Annotated in this window: 23 protein-coding genes; 13 read left to right on the top strand and 10 right to left on the bottom strand. The window is 67.8% G+C overall.

All coding sequences use genetic code 11. The annotated features are described in order from the left end of the window. Window positions 1-117: 117 nt before the first annotated feature. Window positions 118-894 carry a DUF4088 family protein gene (locus FFI87_RS05205; protein WP_138848502.1) on the top strand — a complete coding sequence of 259 codons (777 nt, stop codon included), beginning with the start codon at window positions 118-120 and terminating at the stop codon, window positions 892-894. 115 nt (window positions 895-1,009) lie between these two features. Here the strand turns inward: FFI87_RS05205 and FFI87_RS05200 are convergent, their stop codons facing one another. Further along, window positions 1,010-1,420, bottom strand: a complete 411-nt coding sequence (locus tag FFI87_RS05200) for a hypothetical protein (protein ID WP_012363380.1) — start codon at window positions 1,418-1,420, stop codon at window positions 1,010-1,012. 287 nt (window positions 1,421-1,707) lie between these two features. Here FFI87_RS05200 and FFI87_RS05195 point away from each other — a divergent pair, with 287 nt between their 5' ends. The 3 genes from FFI87_RS05195 to fumC all read left to right on the top strand — a co-directional run bounded on the left by FFI87_RS05195 (window position 1,708) and on the right by fumC (window position 4,994). Next, window positions 1,708-1,926: an RNA-binding S4 domain-containing protein gene (locus FFI87_RS05195; RefSeq protein WP_006753074.1), complete on the top strand. Its 219-nt coding sequence runs from the start codon at window positions 1,708-1,710 to the stop codon at window positions 1,924-1,926. A 128-nt stretch (window positions 1,927-2,054) separates the two neighbouring features. Continuing rightward, window positions 2,055-3,443 (top strand): multidrug efflux MATE transporter NorM, encoded by a 1,389-nt coding sequence (gene norM, locus FFI87_RS05190; protein WP_011656317.1) that lies wholly within the window; start codon window positions 2,055-2,057, stop codon window positions 3,441-3,443. A 156-nt stretch (window positions 3,444-3,599) separates the two neighbouring features. Beyond that, window positions 3,600-4,994 (top strand): class II fumarate hydratase, encoded by a 1,395-nt coding sequence (gene fumC / locus FFI87_RS05185; protein WP_138848074.1) that lies wholly within the window; start codon window positions 3,600-3,602, stop codon window positions 4,992-4,994. A gap of 48 nt (window positions 4,995-5,042) precedes the next feature. Here fumC and FFI87_RS05180 read toward each other — a convergent pair whose 3' ends face one another. After that, the gene (locus tag FFI87_RS05180) at window positions 5,043-5,555 is read right to left on the bottom strand and encodes an acyl-CoA thioesterase (protein WP_006753077.1); all 513 of its coding nucleotides are present in this window, start codon (window positions 5,553-5,555) and stop codon (window positions 5,043-5,045) included. A gap of 143 nt (window positions 5,556-5,698) precedes the next feature. Next, window positions 5,699-5,839: a hypothetical protein gene (locus FFI87_RS34420; RefSeq protein WP_006753078.1), complete on the bottom strand. Its 141-nt coding sequence runs from the start codon at window positions 5,837-5,839 to the stop codon at window positions 5,699-5,701. 172 nt (window positions 5,840-6,011) lie between these two features. Between FFI87_RS34420 and FFI87_RS05175 the strand changes: the two genes are divergently transcribed. Next, on the top strand, window positions 6,012-6,719 hold the full coding sequence (locus FFI87_RS05175; RefSeq protein ID WP_011656313.1) for an ArsR/SmtB family transcription factor: 708 nt from the start codon (window positions 6,012-6,014) through the stop codon (window positions 6,717-6,719). 162 nt (window positions 6,720-6,881) lie between these two features. Further along, on the top strand, window positions 6,882-9,461 hold the full coding sequence (locus FFI87_RS05170; protein ID WP_138848075.1) for a DUF6600 domain-containing protein: 2,580 nt from the start codon (window positions 6,882-6,884) through the stop codon (window positions 9,459-9,461). A 107-nt stretch (window positions 9,462-9,568) separates the two neighbouring features. Here the strand turns inward: FFI87_RS05170 and FFI87_RS05165 are convergent, their stop codons facing one another. Together FFI87_RS05165 and FFI87_RS05160 are read right to left on the bottom strand one after the other, a co-directional pair. Continuing rightward, a complete protein-coding gene (locus tag FFI87_RS05165; protein ID WP_138848076.1) occupies window positions 9,569-10,540 on the bottom strand; it encodes a thymidylate synthase in 972 nt (323 codons plus the stop codon). A 42-nt stretch (window positions 10,541-10,582) separates the two neighbouring features. After that, window positions 10,583-11,980 carry a sigma-54 dependent transcriptional regulator gene (locus FFI87_RS05160; RefSeq protein WP_012363373.1) on the bottom strand — a complete coding sequence of 466 codons (1,398 nt, stop codon included), beginning with the start codon at window positions 11,978-11,980 and terminating at the stop codon, window positions 10,583-10,585. A 464-nt stretch (window positions 11,981-12,444) separates the two neighbouring features. Between FFI87_RS05160 and FFI87_RS05150 the strand changes: the two genes are divergently transcribed. After that, window positions 12,445-12,813: a hypothetical protein gene (locus tag FFI87_RS05150; protein WP_409995107.1), complete on the top strand. Its 369-nt coding sequence runs from the start codon at window positions 12,445-12,447 to the stop codon at window positions 12,811-12,813. Window positions 12,814-13,106: 293 nt separating this feature from the next. Further along, entirely contained in the window at window positions 13,107-13,607 is a 501-nt protein-coding gene (locus tag FFI87_RS05145; protein ID WP_138848077.1) for a dihydrofolate reductase, read from the top strand. 94 nt (window positions 13,608-13,701) lie between these two features. Here FFI87_RS05145 and pmbA read toward each other — a convergent pair whose 3' ends face one another. Then, window positions 13,702-15,072 (bottom strand): metalloprotease PmbA, encoded by a 1,371-nt coding sequence (pmbA, locus tag FFI87_RS05140; protein ID WP_011656307.1) that lies wholly within the window; start codon window positions 15,070-15,072, stop codon window positions 13,702-13,704. Window positions 15,073-15,199: 127 nt separating this feature from the next. On the opposite strand from pmbA, the gene yjgA reads away from it, so the two are divergent. Together yjgA and mog are read left to right on the top strand one after the other, a co-directional pair. After that, complete coding sequence (gene yjgA, locus FFI87_RS05135; RefSeq protein ID WP_012363370.1) at window positions 15,200-15,802, top strand: ribosome biogenesis factor YjgA; 603 nt, start codon at window positions 15,200-15,202, stop codon at window positions 15,800-15,802. After that, a complete protein-coding gene (mog, locus tag FFI87_RS05130) occupies window positions 15,786-16,394 on the top strand; it encodes a molybdopterin adenylyltransferase (protein ID WP_138848078.1) in 609 nt (202 codons plus the stop codon). Before yjgA ends, mog begins: the two co-directional genes overlap by 17 nt. Window positions 16,395-16,428: 34 nt before the next feature. Here mog and orn read toward each other — a convergent pair whose 3' ends face one another. Further along, a complete protein-coding gene (gene orn, locus FFI87_RS05125; RefSeq protein WP_011656304.1) occupies window positions 16,429-17,049 on the bottom strand; it encodes an oligoribonuclease in 621 nt (206 codons plus the stop codon). Between the two features lie 99 nt (window positions 17,050-17,148). Between orn and FFI87_RS05120 the strand changes: the two genes are divergently transcribed. From FFI87_RS05120 to FFI87_RS05110, 3 genes are read left to right on the top strand one after another with little or no spacing between them, the layout of a single operon-like run. Beyond that, complete coding sequence (locus tag FFI87_RS05120; protein ID WP_012363368.1) at window positions 17,149-18,408, top strand: M48 family metallopeptidase; 1,260 nt, start codon at window positions 17,149-17,151, stop codon at window positions 18,406-18,408. Further along, window positions 18,405-19,346, top strand: coding sequence for a ribosome small subunit-dependent GTPase A (gene rsgA, locus FFI87_RS05115; protein WP_138848079.1), 942 nt, complete (start codon window positions 18,405-18,407; stop codon window positions 19,344-19,346). Before FFI87_RS05120 ends, rsgA begins: the two co-directional genes overlap by 4 nt. Before the next feature lie 52 nt (window positions 19,347-19,398). Beyond that, window positions 19,399-19,716 carry a hypothetical protein gene (locus FFI87_RS05110; protein ID WP_012363366.1) on the top strand — a complete coding sequence of 106 codons (318 nt, stop codon included), beginning with the start codon at window positions 19,399-19,401 and terminating at the stop codon, window positions 19,714-19,716. A gap of 85 nt (window positions 19,717-19,801) precedes the next feature. Here the strand turns inward: FFI87_RS05110 and FFI87_RS05105 are convergent, their stop codons facing one another. The 3 genes from FFI87_RS05105 to rplS form a co-directional block, all read right to left on the bottom strand. Continuing rightward, window positions 19,802-20,740: a CobD/CbiB family protein gene (locus FFI87_RS05105; protein WP_011656300.1), complete on the bottom strand. Its 939-nt coding sequence runs from the start codon at window positions 20,738-20,740 to the stop codon at window positions 19,802-19,804. 120 nt (window positions 20,741-20,860) lie between these two features. After that, on the bottom strand, window positions 20,861-21,547 hold the full coding sequence (locus FFI87_RS05100; RefSeq protein WP_012363365.1) for a CoA pyrophosphatase: 687 nt from the start codon (window positions 21,545-21,547) through the stop codon (window positions 20,861-20,863). 86 nt (window positions 21,548-21,633) lie between these two features. Beyond that, entirely contained in the window at window positions 21,634-22,026 is a 393-nt protein-coding gene (gene rplS / locus FFI87_RS05095; RefSeq protein ID WP_011883860.1) for a 50S ribosomal protein L19, read from the bottom strand. Between the last annotated feature and the right edge of the window lie 11 nt (window positions 22,027-22,037).

The raw sequence follows: 22,037 nt of genomic DNA, 5'->3' as shown, positions 1-22,037 counted from the left end.
CCGATATAGGGGATGAAGACCCGCCACAGCCTCGGCGCGAACGGTCCGTCGACGCTGCGCCCGTACCGGTGCACGACGCCGGGCGCCGACACGCGCGGGCCGCCATCGAGACGATTCATGGGCCAGATCACCCTTTCCCTCAAGGACGACACGCTTGCGTCCTTGCGCAAGGACTACGACGCGTTCGTACGCGTATCGCTGAAACTCGACCCGCAGTTCGCGACGCCGTCGTTCGAGGATTTCCTGCGCGCCAAGCTGCTCGACAACATGGTGCCGCTGACCGAGCATGCCGTACAGCGGATGCTCGAAGGCGGCCAGTACGCGTGGGCGAAGCGCACGCTCGACAAGGAATTCCCGGACGTCGTCGCGATCCTGATGCGGCAGGCCGGCGAATTCGGCTTCGGCTTCGCGTCGCGCGCCGAATGGACCCCCGACGAGCTCGCGAAGGCGTGCCGCGACTGGGCCAAGGCGATCGTCGCCGAAGCGCAGGGCGACGCGTCGCTGATCGATCCGCTCGCCGCGCAGATCAAGAGCGCGGTGCACGACATCCAGGCGCTCGAGGAAATGATGCAGACGCCCGCGTGGCGGCTCGCGGAATCGCTGCGCCAGCGCATCTACGAGGCCAAGCTCGCATGCGAGATGAGCGTCGGCAGCGCCGCGCGCGACAAGCTCGGCGAATTGCGCGGCCTGCTGCGGCTCGGGCTCGCGCATGGTTCGTTCCAGAAACAGGAAGCGCAGCAGATCATGGAATACCTGCGGCTCCTGAAGCCCGAGATCTTCATCGAGGAACCGTACGACGTATTCGCGCGGCTCGCCGCGTGGCTGCGCGGCGTGTTCGCACCGTCCGCCGCACGACCGGCGCACGGGCCGGGGCCGGAACAGCGCCGGCCATGACGGTCGGCCCGCACGAATGAAGAACGGCCCGGTTCGCGCGAAGCGAACCGGGCCGCCATTCGATCGCCGTCACGATGCGCCGTCCGGGGCGAACATCGTGACGGGCGGGCGCCGCTTACTGCGTGCCGCCCGCGGCCGATGCACCGCCCTGCACACCCGTCGACGCACCGCCTTCGACCGCCTCGTCGCCGACCTTCGACTTCGTCGAGCGGGCCTGGTGCTTGGCCGACTTCGTCGCATGCTTCGCGTGCTTCTTGGTCGAATGGACCGACGACGCCGCCGTATCCTTCGCACCGTCGGCTGCCGCACCGACCGCATCGGTCGCGCCACCCACGGCGCTGCCCGACGCATTCATGCCGGCACTACCCTGCATGCCCGCGCCGGCGCCGGCCCCTGCTGCCGGGGTCTGCGTCTGCACGCCGGCGCCTGCGGTACCCTGCGTTGCGACGCCCGTCTGCGCGAATGCGGCCGAAGTTGCGAACGCCGTCAGCGCGGCACCGATCAGCATCGTACGAATCTTGGACATGGCTATCCTCCTCGAGAAGTTGTGGGCGCGGAGCACATCGATACGCTCCGTCGCGTCCCCTACTGCAACACGCAGCAGGTACGACAGAAGACCCGCGCGCCGCCCGGCCGGTTCTCGAATCTCTCAGACTGTTACCCACCGTTTCATTTGCTGACGAATCGCTCACAGTCCTTAACAACTGCACGCCAACCCGTACGAACGGGCCTGGACGTCCGCGCTCGCGCGCCGGGCCGCGGTGCCGTATGATGCGGAGCGATTCCTCCCGCGCATCGCGCGCTTCCTTCGTCATGCCCAATCTGGATTTCACGCTGACCGGCGAATACGTCGAACTGCACAACCTGCTCAAGATCACCGGTCTCGCCGACAGCGGCGGCACCGCGAAGATGTTCGTCGCGTCCGGCGCGGTGAAAGTCGACGGCGTGGTCGAGCTGCGCAAGACCTGCAAGATCCGCGCGGGCCAGGTCGTGCTGTTCGGCGATACGCGGATCGCGGTGCACGACGCATAGCCGTTCCCCTGACCGTGACATGGCCATCGGCGCGCGCGTTCGACACCGTTCGAATAAAGCCGTAAGCTAGCTGTCTCTCAAAATAAATACAGACAGCGCGGGCCCGCACCCGCGCGAGCGCCCATTCCATGTCGCATTCCGGTCTCACGCGGACGGCCGCCGCGCCGCCATCCCTGTCCAGTCATGCCGCCGATACCGCGCGCCTCGCCGCGCCGCTCGCGATCGCACAGCTCTCGCAGATGGCGATGAGCGTCACCGACACGGTGCTGCTCGGCTCGCTCGGGCCCGATTCGCTCGCGGCGGGCGGCCTCGGCGCGAACTACTTCTTCGTCATCGTGACGGTGCTGCAGGGCGTGCTGTCATCGGTCAGCGTGAGCGTCGCGCATGCGCGCGGCGCGCAGGCGGAACACCGCGTGCCGCACATCTACTGGACCGGCTTCGTACTGTCGTTGCTGCTCGCGATTCCGGCGATCGTCGCGCTGTCGTTGTCGGAGCCGATCCTGCTGATGTTCCACGAGCCCCCGACGCTCGCGCATCACGTCGGCGAATACACCGGCATCCTGCGGTTCGCGGCGCTCGGCAGCCTGATCGGCGTCGGGCTGATGCGCGCCTTCCTTCCCGCGATCGGCGCCGCGCGGCGGCTGCTGTGGGTGTCGATCGGCGGTGTCGGCGTCAACGCCGTGCTGAACTACGGGCTGATCCACGGTGCATTCGGCTTGCCGCGGCTCGGCTTCCTCGGCTCCGCGGTCGCGACGACCATCACGATCTGGCTCACCGCGCTCGCGCTGATCTGGCTGCTGCACGGCCGCGAGCGGTTCCGCCATTTCGTGACGGCCGCCCGCCCGAAACTGCCCATGATGGGCGAGCTGATCGGCATCGGCTGGCCGGTGGCGATCACGTATGGGGTCGAATCGACGCTGTTTCTCGCGACGGGCCTGACCGTCGGCGTGCTCGGCGCGACGTCGCTCGCCGCGCACCAGATCGCGCTGAACGTCGCATCGCTGGCGTTCATGGTGCCGCTCGCGATCGGGCAGGCCGCGAACGTACGGGTCGGCTACTGGGTCGGCGCCGGCGAGCCGGTCGCCGCGCGGCACGCGGGCTTCGTCGCGCTCGGCCTCGGCGTCGCATTCATGTCGCTGTCGGGGCTCGTGCTGATCGTCGCGCCCCATGCGATCGTCGGCCTGTACCTGCACCTCGACGACCCGGCCAACGCGGCGACCGTGTCGCTTGCCGCGTCGCTGCTCGGCATCGCCGCGGTGTTCCAGATCGTGGACGGGATGCAGACGGTCGCGTCGGGCGCGCTGCGCGGGCTGCGGGATACGCGCATCCCGATGCTCGCGGCGACCCTCGGCTACTGGGGCATCGGCTTCCCGACCGGTTACTGGCTGGCGTTCCACGCGGGCCTCGGCGCACGCGGCCTGTGGTGGGGGCTCGCGGCCGGCCTCGCCAGCGTCGCCGTGCTGATGGCCTGTCGCTTTCACATGAAGACCGCGTCGCTCATCGCGTCGGCGCGCTGAACGCGATACAGCACGGCGCGACACGACGCAAATTCGCGGCCGGCGCTATGCTTGTCGGCTGAAGACCCAAGACGCCGCGCCAGCGGCGCGCCTGCCTCACGATACGCCCGACGCCGCGCGACGCGCGGCCTTTCCCCTTCCCAAGAGGAGTGCATCATGAACGAAGCAGTTCGGATGGAACGCGACACATTCGGCGAGATCGCCGTGCCGGCCGACCGGCTCTGGGGCGCGCAGACCGAGCGCTCGCTGCAGAATTTCCGGATCTCGACCGAGAAGCAGTCGCCCGAGCTGATCCACGCGCTCGCGATCGTCAAGCGCGCAGCGGCCGCCGTGAACCAGTCGCTCGGCGTGCTGGCCGACGACAAGGCGCGCGCGATCATCGACGCGGCCGACGAGATCATCGCCGGCAAGCACCCGCGCGAATTCCCGCTCGCCGTGTGGCAGACGGGCTCCGGCACGCAGACCAACATGAACCTCAACGAGGTGATCGCGAACCGGGCGAGCGAGCTGCTCGGCGGCGAGCGCGGCGAAGCGCGCAAGGTCCATCCGAACGACGACGTGAACCGCGGCCAGTCGTCGAACGACGTGTTCCCGACCGCGATGCACGTCGCGGCCGCGTACGCGATCGTCAACCATCTGCTGCCCGCGCTGCGCACGCTGCGCGCGACGCTCGACGCGAAGTCGAAGGCCTTCGCCGACATCGTGAAGATCGGCCGCACGCATCTGCAGGACGCGACGCCGCTCACGCTGGGGCAGGAATTTTCCGGTTATGTCGCGCAACTCGACCAGGGCGTCCGACACGTCGAGTCGGCGCTGCCGCATCTGTACGAGCTCGCGCTCGGCGGCACCGCGGTCGGCACCGGGCTGAACGCGCATCCGGAGTTCGCGGTGCGTGTCGCCGACGAGATCGGCCGGCTGACGAAGCTGCCGTTCGTGACCGCGCCGAGCAAGTTCGAGGTGATGGCGGCCGCCGACGCACTGGTGTTCGCGCACGGCGCGCTGAAGACGGTCGCGGCCGGCCTGATGAAGATTGCCAACGACGTCCGCTGGCTCGCGAGCGGGCCGCGCTGCGGCCTCGGCGAACTGTCGATTCCGGAAAACGAGCCGGGCAGCTCGATCATGCCGGGCAAGGTGAATCCGACGCAGTCGGAAGCCGTGACGATGCTGTGCTGCCAGGTGTTCGGCAACGACGTCGCCGTGAACGTCGGCGGCGCCAGCGGCAACTTCGAGCTGAACGTGTTCCGGCCGATGATCGCGCACAACGTGCTGCAGTCGGTGCGGCTGCTCGCCGACGGCGCGCAAAGCTTCAACGACCATTGCGCGGCGGGCATCGAGCCGAACCGCGCGCGCATCGACCTGCTGCTGAACGAATCGCTGATGCTCGTGACGGCGCTCAATCCGCACATCGGCTACGACAAGGCCGCGCAGATCGCGAAGAAGGCGCACAAGGAAGGCACGACGCTGAAGGCCGCCGCGCTCGCGCTCGGCTACCTGACCGAGGCGGAATTCGATGCGTGGGTGCGGCCCGAAGAGATGATCGGATCGCGGTGATCACGGTGTAACGCGACGGGCGCGGCGCGAACGCGGCGCCCGGTGCCGTCAGACGGTGCCCTTCGCCACTTCCTCGGGTTTCATCTCGACGATCTTGTCGAGCGCGGCGCGCACGTCGGCCGCATATTTCGCGAGCACTTTCTGCTCGTCGGTCTCGGGCACGAACGGTGGCACCGGCACCGGGTTGCCGTTCTCGTCGACCGCGACGAATACGACGAGACAGTCGGTCGTCTGACGCAGCACGCCTCCCTTCGGATCGCCGGCATGCACGGACACATGGATGTGCATGCTGGTGCGGCCCGTCGCGACGACGCGCGCCTTCAGCTCGACCAGGTTGCCGACGAGGATCGGACGCTGGAAGCGGATGTTGCCGACGCTGACCGTCACGCAATAGCGGCTCGACCAGACTGCCGCGCACGCATACGCGACCTCGTCGATCCACTTCATCAGCGCGCCGCCGTGCACCTTGCCGCCAAAGTTCACGGACGACGGCTCGGCGAGGAAGCGGAATACGGTTTCGGTGCGGTCCAGGGCGGCCGGTACGGGGGACTGTGGGGACATCGTGGTAGCTCCAGGCGGCGGGGTACTGCAATCGGCGCATTATACGTTGCACCGCGGCAACCCGTGGCTGGGGCCGCCGCTTGTTCGCGACCGCACGCGCACCCGCGCGTCGACCCGGCATCGGAACAGGAAAACGGCGCCCGTCAGCGGCGCACCGTGATTCCCTGATCGATCGTCCCGTACATCTCGAGGCTGCCGCCCCGCTCGCCGGCGGCGCCCGCGCCGCCCTGCGCACAGGCCGCGCATACTAACGCGGCCGCCAACAGGCAGAAAATCGTCTTCATCGTTGCATCGTGTCGCATCCGGCGGCCCACTGCCGCCGCGTCCGGCCATTCTACGCGTGCGCGGCCGGCGACCGCGGCTGCGCCCCGCCGCATCCGACATTTCATCCGAACGCGAAACATCGAATGTGCGCAGCGCCTACACTGCTGTCATTGCGCCTGACGAGACACGACGATGACCGATCAAGACGACCACCACTTTCCGGGCCTGAGCCGGATCGGCGCACTGCTCGCCGATCCGGGACGCGCCGCGATGCTATGGGTGCTGATGGACGGCAGCGCGCGGCCGGCCGGCGAACTGACGATGATCGCGGGGCTGTCGCCGTCCGCGGCGAGCGCGCACCTCGCGCGCCTGACCGAAGGCGGCCTGCTTGCGCTCGACGTGCGCGGCCGGCACCGCTATTACCGGCTCGCGTCGGCCGACATCGCGGCGTCGCTCGAGGCGCTCGCGAACGTGGCCCGGGCGGCCGCGCCGAACCGTCCCGTGCCGCCGCCGGCGCGCACGGTGCCGGCCGAGCTGCGCTACGCGCGCACCTGCTACGACCACATGGCCGGCGAACTCGCGGTCCGCATCTTCGACGGCCTCACCGCGCGCGGCTGGCTGCACGCGGACGGCGATGCGATCGAGACCACCGAGCTCGGCACGCAAGCCCTCGCGCGCTGGGGCATCGACGTCGCGCAGCAGCGTACACGCCGGCGCCGCTTCGCATGCGGCTGCCTCGACTGGAGCGAGCGGCGCGCGCATCTCGGCGGCGCGCTGGGCGCGGCACTGCTCGACAGCTTCTGCGCGCACGGCTGGATCGAACGCACTGCGCGGCCGCGCGTGCTGCGCGTCACCGTGCCCGGACGGCAGGTTTTCGACGACTGGCTTACGTCCGCTTGACACGCGGATTGCGACGGGACGACAACGGCGCGCGACGGACAGGTTTTGTTACATCGTGTGCCATTCGACTTACAAAACACCGAGCACTGAAACAGGCCGAGCGGATATCGTGAACTCGACGGCACGAATCGCCGCGCCGCAATAACGACGAAGACGCTCAACATGGCTCCCCTGTTCACGCTCAAGCGAACCGCCCGCTGCACCCTGCTCGCGTTCGCCGCGCTGGCGACCCTGCCTTGCGCATTCGCGCAAGCGACACAGGCCGCGCCGTACGCGGCCGCCGCCCGGCAACCAGGCGGCGATCCGCCGGGCCGCGTCGCCCGGCTCAACTACATGTCGGGCGCCGTGACGACGGAGCCGGCCGGCAGCGATACATGGTCATACGCCGCCGTGAACCGGCCGCTGACGACGGGCGACCAGCTGTGGAACGACGCCGGCGCGCGCTCCGAGCTGCACATCGGCTCGACCGCGGTGCGACTCGGCGAATCGACGAGCCTGTCGGTGCTGAACCTCGACGACACCACGACGCAACTGAAGGTCGGCCTCGGCACCGTCTCGACGCACGTGCGCGATCTGCCGCCCGGCGGGTCGTACGAAATCGATACGCCCAATCTCGCGCTCGGCCTCACGGGCCCCGGCGACTATCGCGTCGATGTCGCACCGAACGGCGCGAGCACGACGGTCACCGTGCGCAGCGGCAGCGCGACCGTGTACGGCAGCAACGGGCAATATCCGCTGTCGCCCGGCCAGCAGATCGTGTTCACAGGCACCGACCTGCAGGTCGCGCAGCAATCGGCCGCGCCGGCTCCCGACGCGCTCGACCAGTGGGCCGCCAGCCGCGATGCGGCCGAGCAGCGCTCGGTATCGGCCCGCTACGTGTCGCGCGACATTCCCGGCTACCAGGATCTCGACGCGAACGGGACGTGGCGCGAGACCCCGAACTACGGTGCGGTCTGGGTGCCGAACGACACGCCGGCCGACTGGGCGCCGTATCACGACGGTCACTGGATCTGGCAGGCGCCGTGGGGCTGGACCTGGGTCGACGATGCACCATGGGGCTTCGCACCGTACCACTACGGCCGCTGGGCCCATGTGGACGACAGCTGGGCGTGGGTGCCCGGCCCGGTGGCCGTCAGCCAGCCGCCCGCCTATGCACCGGCGCTGGTCGCGTTCGTGGGCGGCGGCAGCGGTCCCGACTGGAGCGTCGCGCTGACGGTCGGCGGCGTCGCCGCGGCCGGCTGCGCATGGTTCGCCCTCGGCCCGGGCGAAGCGTGGCATCCCGGCTGGGGCGGCTGGAGCCCGCATTACTACGAACGCGTGAACCGGAATATCGTGGTGAACAACGTCACGGTGAACAAGACCGTGAACGTGACGAACATCACCAACATCACCAACATCAACAAGACGTACGTGAACTTCCGCGCGCCGCACGCGATCACGGCCGTGCCGGCGTCCGCATTCGTGCACGGCCAGCCGGTCGCGCACTTCTCGCAGCACGTCGATCCGCGGCAGTGGCACAACGCGCACGTGATGCCTGGCACGCCCGGCATTGCGCCGGTACGCCAAAGCTTGAACGGCGGATTGCGCACGGCCAGCTACCGGCCGCCGGCGGCAGTCGGACAGCACCCGTTCGTCGCGACGCGCAATCCGGCGGTGCCGGCCGCGTATCGCGATCAGGCGGCCGTCCATCTCGCCCGGCAGGGCGCACACGTGCCGGGCGCGGGCGCGCCGATCGCGAGAACCAGCGTGCCGGCCGACTATACGGCTCGCCCGGTCCGTATTCCGGGCAATCCGAAAGCCGGTGCGTGGGCGATGCGCAACGTGCAGCTCGTGAATCCGCACGGCCCCGTCGTGCAACCGGCGCACGCGCCGCGCGACGGCCAGCCTGCGCTCACACAGGCTGCACGGCCGGGCGCGCCGACGCCGGTCGTGCCGAATGGCGCGCGACCGATGAACGCCCAAGCCCCCAATGCGCCGCGCTTCGCCAACGGCGCGATGCCACAACCGCCGGGCAATTCGGCTCCGCATCAGGCATTGAGCCCGGGTAATGGCGTCCCGCACCCGCCGACGGCCGGCAGCGAGCCTGCCAGGCACGACAACGCGCATGCAGCCGCGGCGCCCGCCCCGGTCTGGATGCAGCCGCACACGCCGATGGAGCGTCAGCGCCCGACGCCGCCGAGCGCCCTCCACGCGGCGGGCCCGAATGCGCTGCCGGCCGTGCGCAGCGCGGCGGCGGTCCCGCATCCGGACGGCACGCCCGGAACGCAACCCGGCGGCCATCAGGAAGCGCCGCGCGCGCGGCCGCAACCGCGGCCCGACACGACCGCGCAGATTCCGCAGCCGCATCCGCGCCCCGATTTCCCGACACCGGCCCAGCCAGCGCAGCCAGCGCAGCCGCGTCCGGAGCGCGCTGCGCCGGCGCCGCAGCCGCGCCCCGAATTTGCGCAACCGGCTCCGCACCGCGAAGTCGCACCGCCGCACGTGAACGAGTACCGGCCGCCCGCGCCCGCGGCGCATGACATGCCGCGACCGCAGCCGCAGGCCCCGCGGATGGAGCCGCGGCCGTCGATGCCCGCGCCACACATGGAGCCGCGACCATCGATGCCGGCGCCGCGCATCGAACCCCGGCCGTCGATGCCCGCACCGCACATGGAGGCACGGCCGCAACCGGCGCCCCACGTCGAGGCGCCCCGCGCGAGCAATCCGCCACCCGGCGGCCACGACGAACGACGCCATCAGTGACCGTCGCCCGATAAAACAGAAAGGCCCGAGCGGCGGGTGCCGTTCGGGCCTTCGTCATCGTGCCTGACGCGGGTCGCATCATCCGCGCCGCCGGCGACCGCCGGTGCTCAGACCGCCATCGGCGCGGTCAGCGGCTCATGGTGCCGGTAGCCGACGAGCGAGAAATCGGAAGGCTCGATCTGCTCGAGCCATTCGGGTGCATACACGCCCGTCTTCGCGTAATCGGGTACGCGCTCGGCGATCTCGAGCCGCGGGCTCTCGTACGGCTCGCGCGTCAGCTGCTGCTGGAGCATGTCGAGCTGGTTCTCGTAGATGTGCGCGTCCCCGATGAAATACGTGAACCAGCGCGGCGTGTAGCCCGTCAGCCGGCCGACGAGCGACAGCAGCGCGGCGCCTTCCGTCAGGTTGAACGGCGTGCCGAGGCCGACATCGTTGCTGCGGATGTACAGGCACAGCGAAATCTCGCGCTTCGTGACGTTCGGCAGGAACTGGTACAGCAGATGGCACGCGGGCAGCGCGATCTGGTCGAGTACGGCCGGATTCCACGCGTGAAACAGGATGCGGCGGTCGGCCGGGTTCTCCATGATCGTATCGAGACACTGGCGCAGCTGATCGATCGCCTTGTACAGCAGCACCTTCGGCGCACCGTCCTCGTCGAAGCGCGTGACGATCCGGAAACCGCGGCGCGTCGCATCGGCGATCTGCGCGTCGGCGCCCGCGTCGAGCACCTTGTAGCCGGGCCACTGGCGCCATTGCACGCCGTACACGTCGCCGAGATCATCGACGCCCTGGCGGTACGGGTTCGCGAGCCACTGCGCGTTGTCGTTCGCGTTCGCATCCCACACCTTGCAGCCGAGCGCGCGGAACTCGGCTGCGCTGCGCGACGCGCGCAGGAAACCGACCAGTTCGCCGATCGCGGACTTGAACGCCAGCTTCTTGGTCGTCACGGCCGGGAAGCCCTGCTGCAGGTCGAACCGCAGCATCGCACCGGGCATGCTGATGGTGCGGATGCCCGTGCGGTTCTCCTGCCAGGTGCCGGTGTCGAGGATGGTGCGAACGAGGTCGAGGTACTGTTTCATGCGGGTTCCTTCGGCCGCGAGGGCGGCCGTCACCCGCCAATTTTAGCAAGCGTGACGCGGAACCTCCGGCGCCGGTGCCGAAAACCCTGCCAGCGTGTCGCCGCGATCGCGCATGCCATGCGCGCACATCAACCTGTACAGCGTCACGCGCGACACGCCGAGCTCACGCGCCGCATCGGCAAAACGGCCGCGATGACGCAGCAGGGCCTGCTCGATCGCCTGCCGCTCGGCCGCCTCCCGCGCCTCGGTAAGCGAGACGGGCGCCAGTATCGCGAATTCATGGAGCTCGAGATCGGCCGCGGTAATCATCCGGCCCTCCGACATCACGATCGCGCGGCGCACGCGATTGATCAGCTCGCGCACGTTGCCGGGCCACGAATAGCCGTACAGCGCGGCGATCGCGTCCGGAGAGAAGCCGCGCAGCCGACGATGCGCATCGCCCTTGAAACGCTCGAGCATGTGGCGGGCGAGCACCTCGATGTCCTTGCCGCGCGCGCGTAGCGGCGGCTCCTCGATCTTCAGCACGCACAGGCGATGGAACAGATCCTCGCGGAACCGCCCTTCGCGCAGCGCCGTTTCCATGTCCACATGCGTCGCGCAGATCACGCGCACGTCGACCGGCACCGATACATGCGCGCCGAGCCGCTCGATCTTGCCTTCCTGCAGGAACCGCAGGAGGCTCGCCTGGCTCTCGAGCGGCAGGTCGCCGATTTCGTCGAGAAACAGCGTGCCGCCGTTCGCGGCCTCGACGCGGCCGATCTTGCGCTGGTTCGCGCCCGTAAACGCGCCGCGCTCGTAGCCGAACAGCTCGGCTTGCAGCAGCGTCGACGGAATCGCACCGCAGTTGATCGCGACGAACGGCGCGTGCGCACGCGCCGAGCGCTCGTGAATCGCGACGGCCGTCAGCTCCTTGCCGGTACCCGATTCACCGGAGATGAACACCGGCGCATCCGTGGTCGCGACGCGCCGGATCGTCCTGAAAAGTCCGAGCATCGCATCGCAGGTGCCGACCATCTCGCCTTCGGTGCGCCCCGCGCCGACCGGCGACGCCACCGGGTCGGTCAGCGCGATCATGCCGTGCGCGTGGCCGACGGTTTCGACGATGCGTGACGTCTCGTACGGCATCGTCACGTAGTCGAAGCAATAGTCGCGGATGAGATGGCGCAACGTGGCGTCCTGCAACTGGCCACGCCGGGTCGCCGCGATCCAGCCGATGTGCTGGATGCTCAGACACGCTTCGAGTTCACGCAGATCCGCGGGCCTGAAACCCGGCGAGAAATCGAGCAGGCCGGCGGATGCCACGCCGTGCTGCACGACACGCCGCAAGTCGCGTGCGCTTTCCGCGAGATCGACGCACCATCCGCATTCGTCGAAATGCCCGCGCAACGCGTCGTTCGGTTCGCGCGAGAAATAGATCACATGCCGCTGCTCGGCTCCCATATACCCACCCCGTTCATCAACCGTCTAACGATTGCCGCACGTGCGAAGTCACGTGCAAAAGGATCGAACCGGGTCAGCCGAAGCCGCTCGATTCGCCATGCCGATGCGCGGCAACGACAGAGCCTCGCATGATGGCGCTTATCTCGCGTCCAGTTATTTTTTGATCAACACAGCTTATTGAGTTATAGGCGCTGAATACGACAAACGGATTGCAGCGCGAATGGGCGAGCGGCCGAATCGCTCAGCGGTCGACGTTCATCAATCATCTGCCCAGAACACATGGGCAGCGAACCGTACCTGCATCGACACACGCGCCGATTTTCATCCTTGAAGCGTATCGATTGAATCCGCAGTATTCCCAAGCCCCATCGTTTCAAGCCTGAAACATTTTCCGGCACTTTCGATCGCGATTCACAACGCGCGCTCCTGAGTCGCAGGCGCGACAACGCTTGCGGCGCGATGGCATGCATTTCGCTGAATTCATCACAGATCGGGAGCACGCGACCATGCGCAAACTCATTTTGCTTTCTTTCCTGCAGACAACGTTTGCGCTCTCCGGCGCGCTCCCGTTCATGTCGATACGTGCAGACGAATGCGTGACGCCCGCACATGCAGCGCTGCTCGTCGGCAGTGCATCCAGCATGCAACGGGACAACGGCTTCGGCATCGTGCCCGTGGCAGTGCCGCAACCGAATTCGGCCGACAAGGCATCGGTGACGCTGTGGGACGAAATCGTTCCGCGGTCTCCGCTGCCGATACCGATCCCTGCGCCGCGGCCCGGCCATGCGCAGCACGCGATGGCAGGACATGCCCGCAGCGGCACGGTGCAATGATATGCATGCGATACCGCATACTCGCAATTTGCCAAGGAATCCATATTGAACTGATGCGCGGCAGACAATCACGATCGCGCCCGGTGTCGTCGACGTAACGACGCGAACCGTTTTTGTGTCCGTCCCCCGGCGGGCACTCTTTTTATTCAGGACGTCGCGATGCGAAGGCCGCACATCGTCGCAGTGCGCACGCGCCGGCACGGCGAATCTGCCGGCGCATCCGCACGAAGCCGTCGCGCGCCGCCGTTCCGGTAGAATCGGCGCCATTCCGGCTCTCCTCTTCCCCGACCTTCATGACGACGTTGACCCTGATCGTCGCGCGTGCCCGCAACGGCATCATCGGCCGCGACAACCAGTTGCCCTGGAAACTTCCTGAAGACCTCGCATTCTTCAAGCGCACGACGATGGGCGCGCCGATCGTGATGGGCCGCAAGACCCACGAGTCGATCGGCCGGCCGCTGCCGGGCCGCCGCAACATCGTCGTCACGCGCGACGCAGCGCGCCGCTTCGACGGCTGCGACACCGTCACGTCGCTCGCCGACGCGCTCGCGCTCGCCGCGCGGGACGGAGCCGCCGAAGCATTCCTGATCGGCGGTGCGCAGCTCTATGCGGAAGGCCTCGCGCTCGCCGACAAGCTGATCGTCACCGAGATCGACGCGGACTTCGACGGCGATGCGTCGTTCCCCGCGCCCGATCCCGCGCACTGGCACAAAGTGTCGCGCGAACCGCATCAGGCCGCCGCGCCGAACACGTTCGGCTATGCGTTCGTCGTCTACGCGCGCAAGCGCGACTGACCGACACGCGGCACGCTGCACGCGATAAAAAGAAAGCCCGACCGGCTCGCGCCGGTCGGGCTTTTTCGTATCTAGGCGGCCGATGCCGCGCCGCTTACTGCCCGGCGATCGTCATCTGCTCGATCAGCACCGAGCCCGTTTCCTTCGTCCCGCGCACGATCGAATCCGCGCCGATCGCGACGATATGCCGGAACATCTCCTGCAGCGTGCTCGCGACGGTGATTTCCTCGACCGGATACTGGATCACGCCGTTCTCGACCCAGAACCCTGCCGCACCGCGCGAATAGTCGCCGGTCACGTAGTTCACGCCCTGCCCCATCAGCTCGGTCAGCAGCAGGCCCGTGCCGAGCTTCTTCAGCATCGCGTCGAAGTCGTCGCCCGGCTGCGTGTCCGAGCTGCGCAGCGCGAGGTTGTGCGAGCCGCCGGCGTTACCGGTCGTCTGCGTGCCGAGCTTGCGTGCCGAATAGGTCGACAGGAAGTAGCCTTCGACGACACCGTCCTTGACGACGCTGCGCGCACGCGTGCGCACGCCCTCCTCGTCGAACGGCGCGCTGCCCATCGCGCGCGGCACGTGCGGATCCTCGACCACCTGGACGTGCGGTGCGAACACCGGCTTGCCGAGGCTGTCGACGAGGAACGACGTCTTGCGGTACAGCGCGCCGCCGCTGACGGCTTGCACGAACGCGCCGAGCAGGCCGGCCGCGAGCGGCGCCTCGAACAGCACCGGCACCTTGCGGGTATCGAGACGGCGCGCGCCCATTCGCGCGAGCGCACGCTCGGCCGCGTAGCGCCCGACGGCTTCCGGCGCCGCGAGATCGACCGCGCTGCGCTTCGACGAATACCAGTCGTCGCGCTGCATGTGGCGACCGCTGCCCGCGATCGGCGCGCATGCGATGTAGTGGCGCGAGTACGGATAGCCGGCAAGGAAGCCGCGCGACGTCGCCAGCACGAACTGCGAATGCTGCGCCGACACGCTCGCACCTTCCGAGTTGCGGATCTGCGGGCTGACCGCGAACGCGGCGTCTTCCGCGCGGCGCGCGAGCTCGACGGCCTCGTCGGCCGACAGCGCCCACGGGTGATAAAGGTCGAGGTCGCGCGGGTCGGTTTCGAGCAGCTCGGCCTCGGCGAGGCCGGCTGCGTCGTCCTCTGCCGTGAAGCGCGCGATGTTGTACGCGGCGGCGACGGTATCCTTGATCGCGGCCGGCGAGAAATCCGACGTGCTCGCGTTGCCGCGCTTCTTGCCGATGAACACCGTCACGCCGACCATCTTGTCGCGGTTGTGTTCGATCGTCTCGACCTCGCCGCGGCGCACCGACACCGACAGGCCGTCGCCTTCGGAGATTTCGGTGGCGGCGTCCGTCGCGCCGAGCGCCTTCGCATGGCGGAGGATGTCCGAGGCAATTTCTTTGAGCTGGTCCTGCGTGTGCGGGAAATAGCGCGCTTGTACGTCGAGATTGGCTGCCATCGTCTTGGTATCCGGTGGCGGGCGGGCGCCCGCATGGTCAAAATGTTACGTATCCCGCGATCATAGCAAGGTCCGGCGCCGGGCACAGACAAGCTTGGGGTGTCCGCACCGCGATACAATGCCGCCCATGACACGCAAAACCCGAATCCAGCCGATCGAGCATGCCGCCGAAGTCGACGACAATGGCTACGATCGCCCCAGCAAATCCCAACTAAAGCGCGAAATGCACGAGCTGCAGGTGCTCGGCCAGGCGCTCGTCGATCTGCCGAAAGACGCGCTGAAACGCATGCCGATGCCCGAAAGCCTGTCGGACGCCGTCCGCGAAGCGCGCCGGATCACCGATCACGAAGGCAAGCGCCGCCAGCTCCAGTACGTCGGCCGCGTGATGCGCACGCTGACCGACGACGAGACGGCCGCGCTGCGCACCGCGCTCGACGCGCAGCGCGGCGTGAACAAGGCCGCGACGGCCCGCCTGCACTGGATCGAACGCACGCGCGACCAGTTGCTCGCCAACGACGACGCGCTGACCGAATTCCTCCGCCAGCACCCCGACGCCGACATCCAGGAAGGCCGCACGCTGATCCGCAACGCGCGCAAGGAAGCCCAGCAAGGCAAGCCGCCGCGCTATTTCCGCGAGCTGTTCCAGTGGATCAAGACCGCGAGCGGCACGCCCGGCGGGGATGACGAAGCGGCCGACGAGGCCGGGGACGACCATGACGACGAAGCGTAACCACCCGGACGAGCTCGTCGTCGGCCTCGTGTCGATCAGCGACCGCGCGAGCACGGGCGTCTACGAGGACAAGGGCATTCCGGCGCTGCAGGAGTGGCTCGCCGGCGCGCTGGTGTCGCCGTGGCGCGCCGAAACGCGCCTGATCCAGGACGACGCGCCGACGATCTCCGCCACGCTGACCGAACTCGTCGACATCGCCGGCTGCGACCTGGTGCTGACGACCGGCGGCACCGGTCCCGCGCGCCGCGACGTGACGCCGGAAGCCACGCTGGCCGTGGCAACGAAGGAAATGCCGGGATTCGGCGAACAGATGCGGCAAATCAGCCTGAATTTCGTGCCGACCGCGATCCTGTCGCGGCAGGTCGCGGTGATCCGCGAGACGGCCGGCCACGCGGCGCTGATCATCAACCTGCCCGGCCAGCCGAAGTCGATCCGGGAAACGCTCGAAGGGTTGCGCGACGCCGACGGCAAGTCGACCGTGCCCGGCATCTTCGCCGCGGTGCCCTACTGCATCGACCTGATCGGCGGCCCGTACATCGAGACCGACGCCGCGGTGGTCGCGGCGTTCCGGCCGAAGAGCGCGCGGCGCTGAGCGTGTAGCGGGCGCCGGGCGCGTGCCGGCCCGCTCAGGCGGCCGGCGCGGACTCGCCTGCCGGCGCCGACGCGGCCGGAATCAGGAAATGCTGGCGGTAGTACTTCAGCTCGTCGATCGACTCGTGGATATCCGCGAGCGCCGTGTGCATCGCGCGCTTCTGAAAACCCTTGTAGATCGCGGGCTGCCAGCGGCGGCACAGCTCCTTGAGCGTGCTGACGTCCAGGTTGCGGTAGTGGAAGAACCGCTCGAATTCCGGCATCCAGCGCGCCATGAAACGGCGATCCTGGCAGATCGAGTTGCCGCACATCGGCGACTTGCCGGGCGACACGTACTGCGCGAGGAACGCCTGCAGCTGCGCGGCGGCGTCCGCCTCGGTCACGGTCGACGCGCGCACGCGGTCGATCAGCCCCGAACGGCCGTGCGTCGACTTGTTCCAGTCGTCCATCTTCGCGAGCGTTTCGTCGCTCTGGTGGATCGCGAACACGGGGCCTTCCACCGCGATGTCGAGGGTGGAATTGGTCACGACGACCGCGATTTCGATGATGCGGTCGTTATCCGGGTCGAGGCCCGTCATCTCCATGTCGAGCCAGACGAGGTTCAACTCGTTGCGCACGAGCGCGGGCTGGCTGGCGGAAGCGGCGGTATCGGTCATGAGTCATCCTGGAAAATGGCGGACGGCGGGCGGCATCGCGTGAGCGGGCCCGGTCCGCAAGAACATATAATTCTCGCATAGAACCCTTTGGCGCCTTCGATGTCACCCTTTTCGTTCACCCTGCTGTTCGCGATCGCCGTGCTCGCGATGGTCGTCACCAAGCTGTGGCTCGCGTCGCGGCAGATCCGCTTCGTCGCCGCGCACCGCAACGGCGTGCCCGCGCAGTTCAGCGCCACCATTCCGCTGACCGCCCATCAGCGCGCGGCCGACTACACGGTCGAGCGCACGCGGCTGGCGATGTTCGAGATCGTCGTGAGCGCGGCCGTGCTGGTCGGCCTCACGCTGCTCGGCGGCGTCGGCGCGCTCGACACGCTGCTGACGGGCTGGTTCGGCCGCGGCTACGGGCAGCAGGTCGCGCTCGTCGCCGCCGTGCTCGTGATCACGAGCGTGATCGACGTGCCGTTCGAGTATTACCGCCAGTTCGGGATCGAACAGCGGTTCGGCTTCAACCGGATGACCAAGCGCCTGTTCTTCACCGACATGCTGAAAAACACGCTGCTCGGCGCGGTGCTCGGCCTGCCGCTGCTGTTCGTCGTGCTGTGGCTGATGAACCAGGCCGGCGGCCTGTGGTGGCTGTGGACCTGGATCGTCTGGGTCGCGTTCCAGATGCTCGTCCTGCTGATCTACCCGACCTTCATCGCGCCGATCTTCAACAAGTTCGAGCCGCTGAAGGACGAAGCGCTGCGCGCGCGCATCGAGTCGCTGATGAAACGGTGCGGCTTTGCCGCGAAGGGCCTGTTCGTGATGGACGGCAGCCGCCGTTCGGCCCACGGCAACGCGTATTTCACGGGCTTCGGCGCATCGAAGCGGATCGTGTTCTTCGATACGCTGCTCGCGCGGCTGTCCGGCGAGGAAATCGAGGCCGTGCTCGCGCACGAACTCGGCCACTTCAAGCGCCGCCACGTGATGAAGCGGATGCTCGTGTCGTTCGTGCTGAGCCTCGTGCTGCTCGCGCTGCTCGGCTGGCTCGCGCAGCGCACATGGTTCTACACGGGGCTCGGCGTCGCGCCGTCGCTCGACTCGAGCAACGCGGGCGCCGCGCTCGTGCTGTTCTTCCTCGCGATCCCCGTGTTCCTGTTCTTCGCGACGCCGTTCAGCAGCCTCACGTCGCGCAAGCATGAATTCGAGGCCGACGCGTTCGCGGCCAGCCAGACCGACGCCCAGGATCTCGTCAGCGCGCTCGTGAAGCTCTACGAAGACAACGCGTCGACGCTCACGCCCGACCCCGTCTATACGGCCTTCTACTACTCGCATCCGCCTGCGTCGCAGCGGATCGACCGCCTGATGCAGCACGCATGAGCCGGCCGACCTCCCGCAAGCCGGCCCCGCGCGCATCGGGCGCGCAGCGTGTCGAAGGTCGCGTGATCGCGGCGCACGGGCGCCACTACATCGTCGCGCCCGATGACGGCAGCCCGATGCTGCAGTGCTTCCCGCGCGGCAAGAAAAGCGAGATCGCGGTCGGCGACCGTGTCGTGTACGAACAGGCATCGGCCGACCAGGGCGTGATCGTCGAGATCGGCGAGCGGCGCAACCTGCTGTACCGCTCCGACCAGTTCAAGTCGAAGCTGTTCGCGGCCAACCTCGACCAGTTGCTGATCGTGCTCGCGACCGAGCCCTATTTCAGCGAGGATCTGCTTGGCCGCGCGCTGATCGCGGCCGAAGCGAACGAACTGAAGCCGCTCGTCGTGCTGAACAAGATCGACGTCGAAGCCGCGCTGCCGGTCGCCCGCGAGCGCCTGGCGCCCTACCGCGCACTCGGCTACGACGTGCTCGAACTGTCGGTCAAGGGCTCGCCCGACGATGCGCGCGCGCAGCTGATGCCGCACCTGGCCGGGCACTCGACGATCCTGCTCGGCCAATCCGGGATGGGCAAGTCGACGCTCGTGAACCTGCTCGTGCCCGATGCCGAGGCCGCGACCCGCGAAATCTCGGCCGCGCTCAACAGCGGCCGCCATACGACGACGTTCACGCGCCTCTACCCGCTCGAAGGCGGCGGCGCGCTGATCGATTCGCCGGGCTTCCAGGAGTTCGGCCTGTACCACCTGACGGAGGGGCGCCTCGAGCGCGCCTTTCCGGAATTCCGCCCGCTGCTCGCGGACTGCCGTTTCTATAATTGTCATCATCTGCACGAGCCCGGCTGCGCGATTCTCGAAGCCGTGGCCGACGGCCGCATTGCGCCGTCGCGGCATGCGCTCTACGCGCAGCTCGTGCACGAGGCGAGCCAGATCGTCCGCTGACCATACGGCGGGCAGACGGCCGCCGGCCCGGCCTTCACCGACAGGAGCCGCGATGCGTTTCAAGGCCCCCGACCTCGCCACCGCGCAGCATTGGGCGAACGTGCTGCAGGTGGCCGGCATCGGTTGCGAGCTGCACAACTGCTATGCGCCCGGTGCGCTCGGCGGCCTGCCCGCCGACGCATGCGCGCCCGAGCTGTGGCTCGACGACGAGCGCGACGATGCGCTCGCGCGGCGGCTGCTCGATGCGGCGTCACACGGCCCGTCGGCCGGCGCCGCGCCATGGCGCTGCCGCCAGTGCGGCGAGACGCTCGAGGCGCAATTCACCACCTGCTGGCAATGCGGCGCCGTGCGCGATCCGCTCGACGACTGACCGGAATCACCGGATTGACCGACGCACAGCAAAAAGGCCGGCATCGAGCCGGCCTTGTCATTTCATCGGGCGCCGCGCAAGCGCGTCACGATACCCAGACCGCCAGCGTCAGCATCAACAACAGGATCATCCACAGGATCACGGCGCGCCACACGAGGCCGACCGCCGACTGCAGCGTGCGCGGCGTGCAATCGTCACCGACCGTCAACGGGCCGCTGTCGCCGACCGCCAGCGCGTCGAGGCTCGACGGTTCCGCGAGCGGCCCTGCGAGGCGTGCGCCGAGCGCGCCGCTACCGGCCGCGAGCAGCACGCCGTCGTTCGGGTCGGGCCATTGCCGCGTGTGATTGCGCCACGCATAGATCGCGTCCTCGAAGTTGCCGACGATCGCGAAGCCGAGCGCGGTCAGCCGCGACGGAATCCAGTCGATCACGAAGAACGCCCGCTGCGCGAACGTCGAGAACGCGGCCGTGCGATCGTCGCCCGGCGTCGACCAGCTGCGCGCGAGATATTCGGAGATGCGATACAGCACGGCGCCTGCCGGACCGATCGGCAGCACATACCAGAAGAACACGCCGAACACGTGGCGATGCGACGCAACGACCGCATGAATCAGCGTATGGCGGACGATTTCACCGACCGGCATGTCGACCGTGTCGAGGCCCGTCCATTCATGCAGGATTTCGCGGGCGCGCGGCACGTCGTCGTTGTTGAGCGCGAGATGGATATCGGTGAAGTAGTGGCTGAACTGGCGGAAGCCGAGCGTGAAATACACGACGACGACGTTCCAGATGAACGCGAGCACGAAGCTCACCTTGTACAGCAGGAAGTAGATCAGCGCGACGATCAGCACCCACGGCAGCACGACTGCGAGCCATGCGAGCACGCCATGCTTTTGCTTGCCGGCGTCGAGGCCATGCGCGACGGTTTCCGCATGAAACTGGAACAGCGCGAACACCGGATTGCTTGGCGACAACGCGCGGACCTGTTCGATGATGAGAGCGAGGAGAACCGAAAAGAAAGTCATGCGTGGCGCCGTCTTCCGAGTTATGTCATTTTTTGCATAACGATAGCACAGCGTAAGCGACGGATGGCTGCTGGCGCGACGGGCCGCGAGCCGGCCGCGTGGGCACGCTCGGGCGGGATGTTATCCGGCTGCAAAGAAGCGGTACAGATTGCGCAACATGCCGGCAGTTGCGCCCCAGATGAAGTAATGCCCGGCCGATTCTCCATTCGGATAGGGCATCGCAAAAAAACGACGCTCGCCGCCTTCCCAGCGGAACACGCGCACCTGGTGGTTCGCGGGACTCATCAGGAACGCGAGCGGCACCTCGAAAATCTCGGCGACTTCGAACGCATCGGCCTGCACGGTGAACGGCGGATGGACGAGCCCGACGATCGGCGTCACGCAGAAGCCGGTACCCGTCAGGTAGTCGGGCAGCGCACCGAGAATCTCCACCCGTTCGGCCGTCAGTCCGATTTCTTCCTTCGCCTCGCGCAACGCGGTCGCCGTCGCATCGCGATCGTACGACTCTCGACGGCCGCCGGGGAAGCTGATCTGCCCAGCATGGTCGTTCAGGTGATCGGCGCGCTGGGTCAGCAGCACTGTGAGACCGCTCTCGCGCACCACGAGCGGGATGAGGACGGCGGCGCTGCGCGGATCGACGCCTTCCACCAGCCGAGCCTCGCCGGGCTCGACGTTCCATTCGAGCGTGCGCGCGAAGCGTTCGCGCAGCCCGGGCGGCGTCAGCAGGCGTGCATCGATGGACGGCAGGCCGGCGCCGGTGCCTTCGACCGGCAGCACTTCGGGATCAACGATGGGGCGGCGATTCAATGGGACTCTCGGTTCGTGACGTATCGAGCATATTGTCGCGCCAGAATGAAAAAAGCACCCGGGAGGGTGCTTTTTCCTTACAGCTCTTACTCTTGGGAAGCTGCTGCGGTGCGATCCTTCGACACCAGCTTTTCCTTGATTCGAGCCGACTTGCCCGAACGCTCGCGCAGGTAGTACAGCTTCGCACGACGCACATCACCGCGACGCTTGACGACGATGCTCGCCAGCAGCGGCGAGTAGGTCTGGAACGTACGCTCGACGCCTTCGCCCGACGAAATCTTGCGGACGATGAAGTTCGAGTTCAGGCCGCGGTTGCGAATCGCGATCACGACGCCTTCGTAAGCCTGAACGCGCTTGCGGTTACCTTCAACCACGTTCACGTTCACGATCACCGTGTCGCCCGGGGCGAATTCGGGGATCGTCTTGCCGGCGAGCGCGCGCTCGATCTCTTCCTGCTCAAGTTTTGCAATCAGATTCATCACTGACTCCT

The sequence above is a fragment of the Burkholderia sp. KBS0801 genome (assembly GCF_005937855.2).
GTDB lineage: Bacteria > Pseudomonadota > Gammaproteobacteria > Burkholderiales > Burkholderiaceae > Burkholderia > Burkholderia ambifaria.
This window is presented reverse-complemented; position numbering and strand designations above follow the sequence as displayed.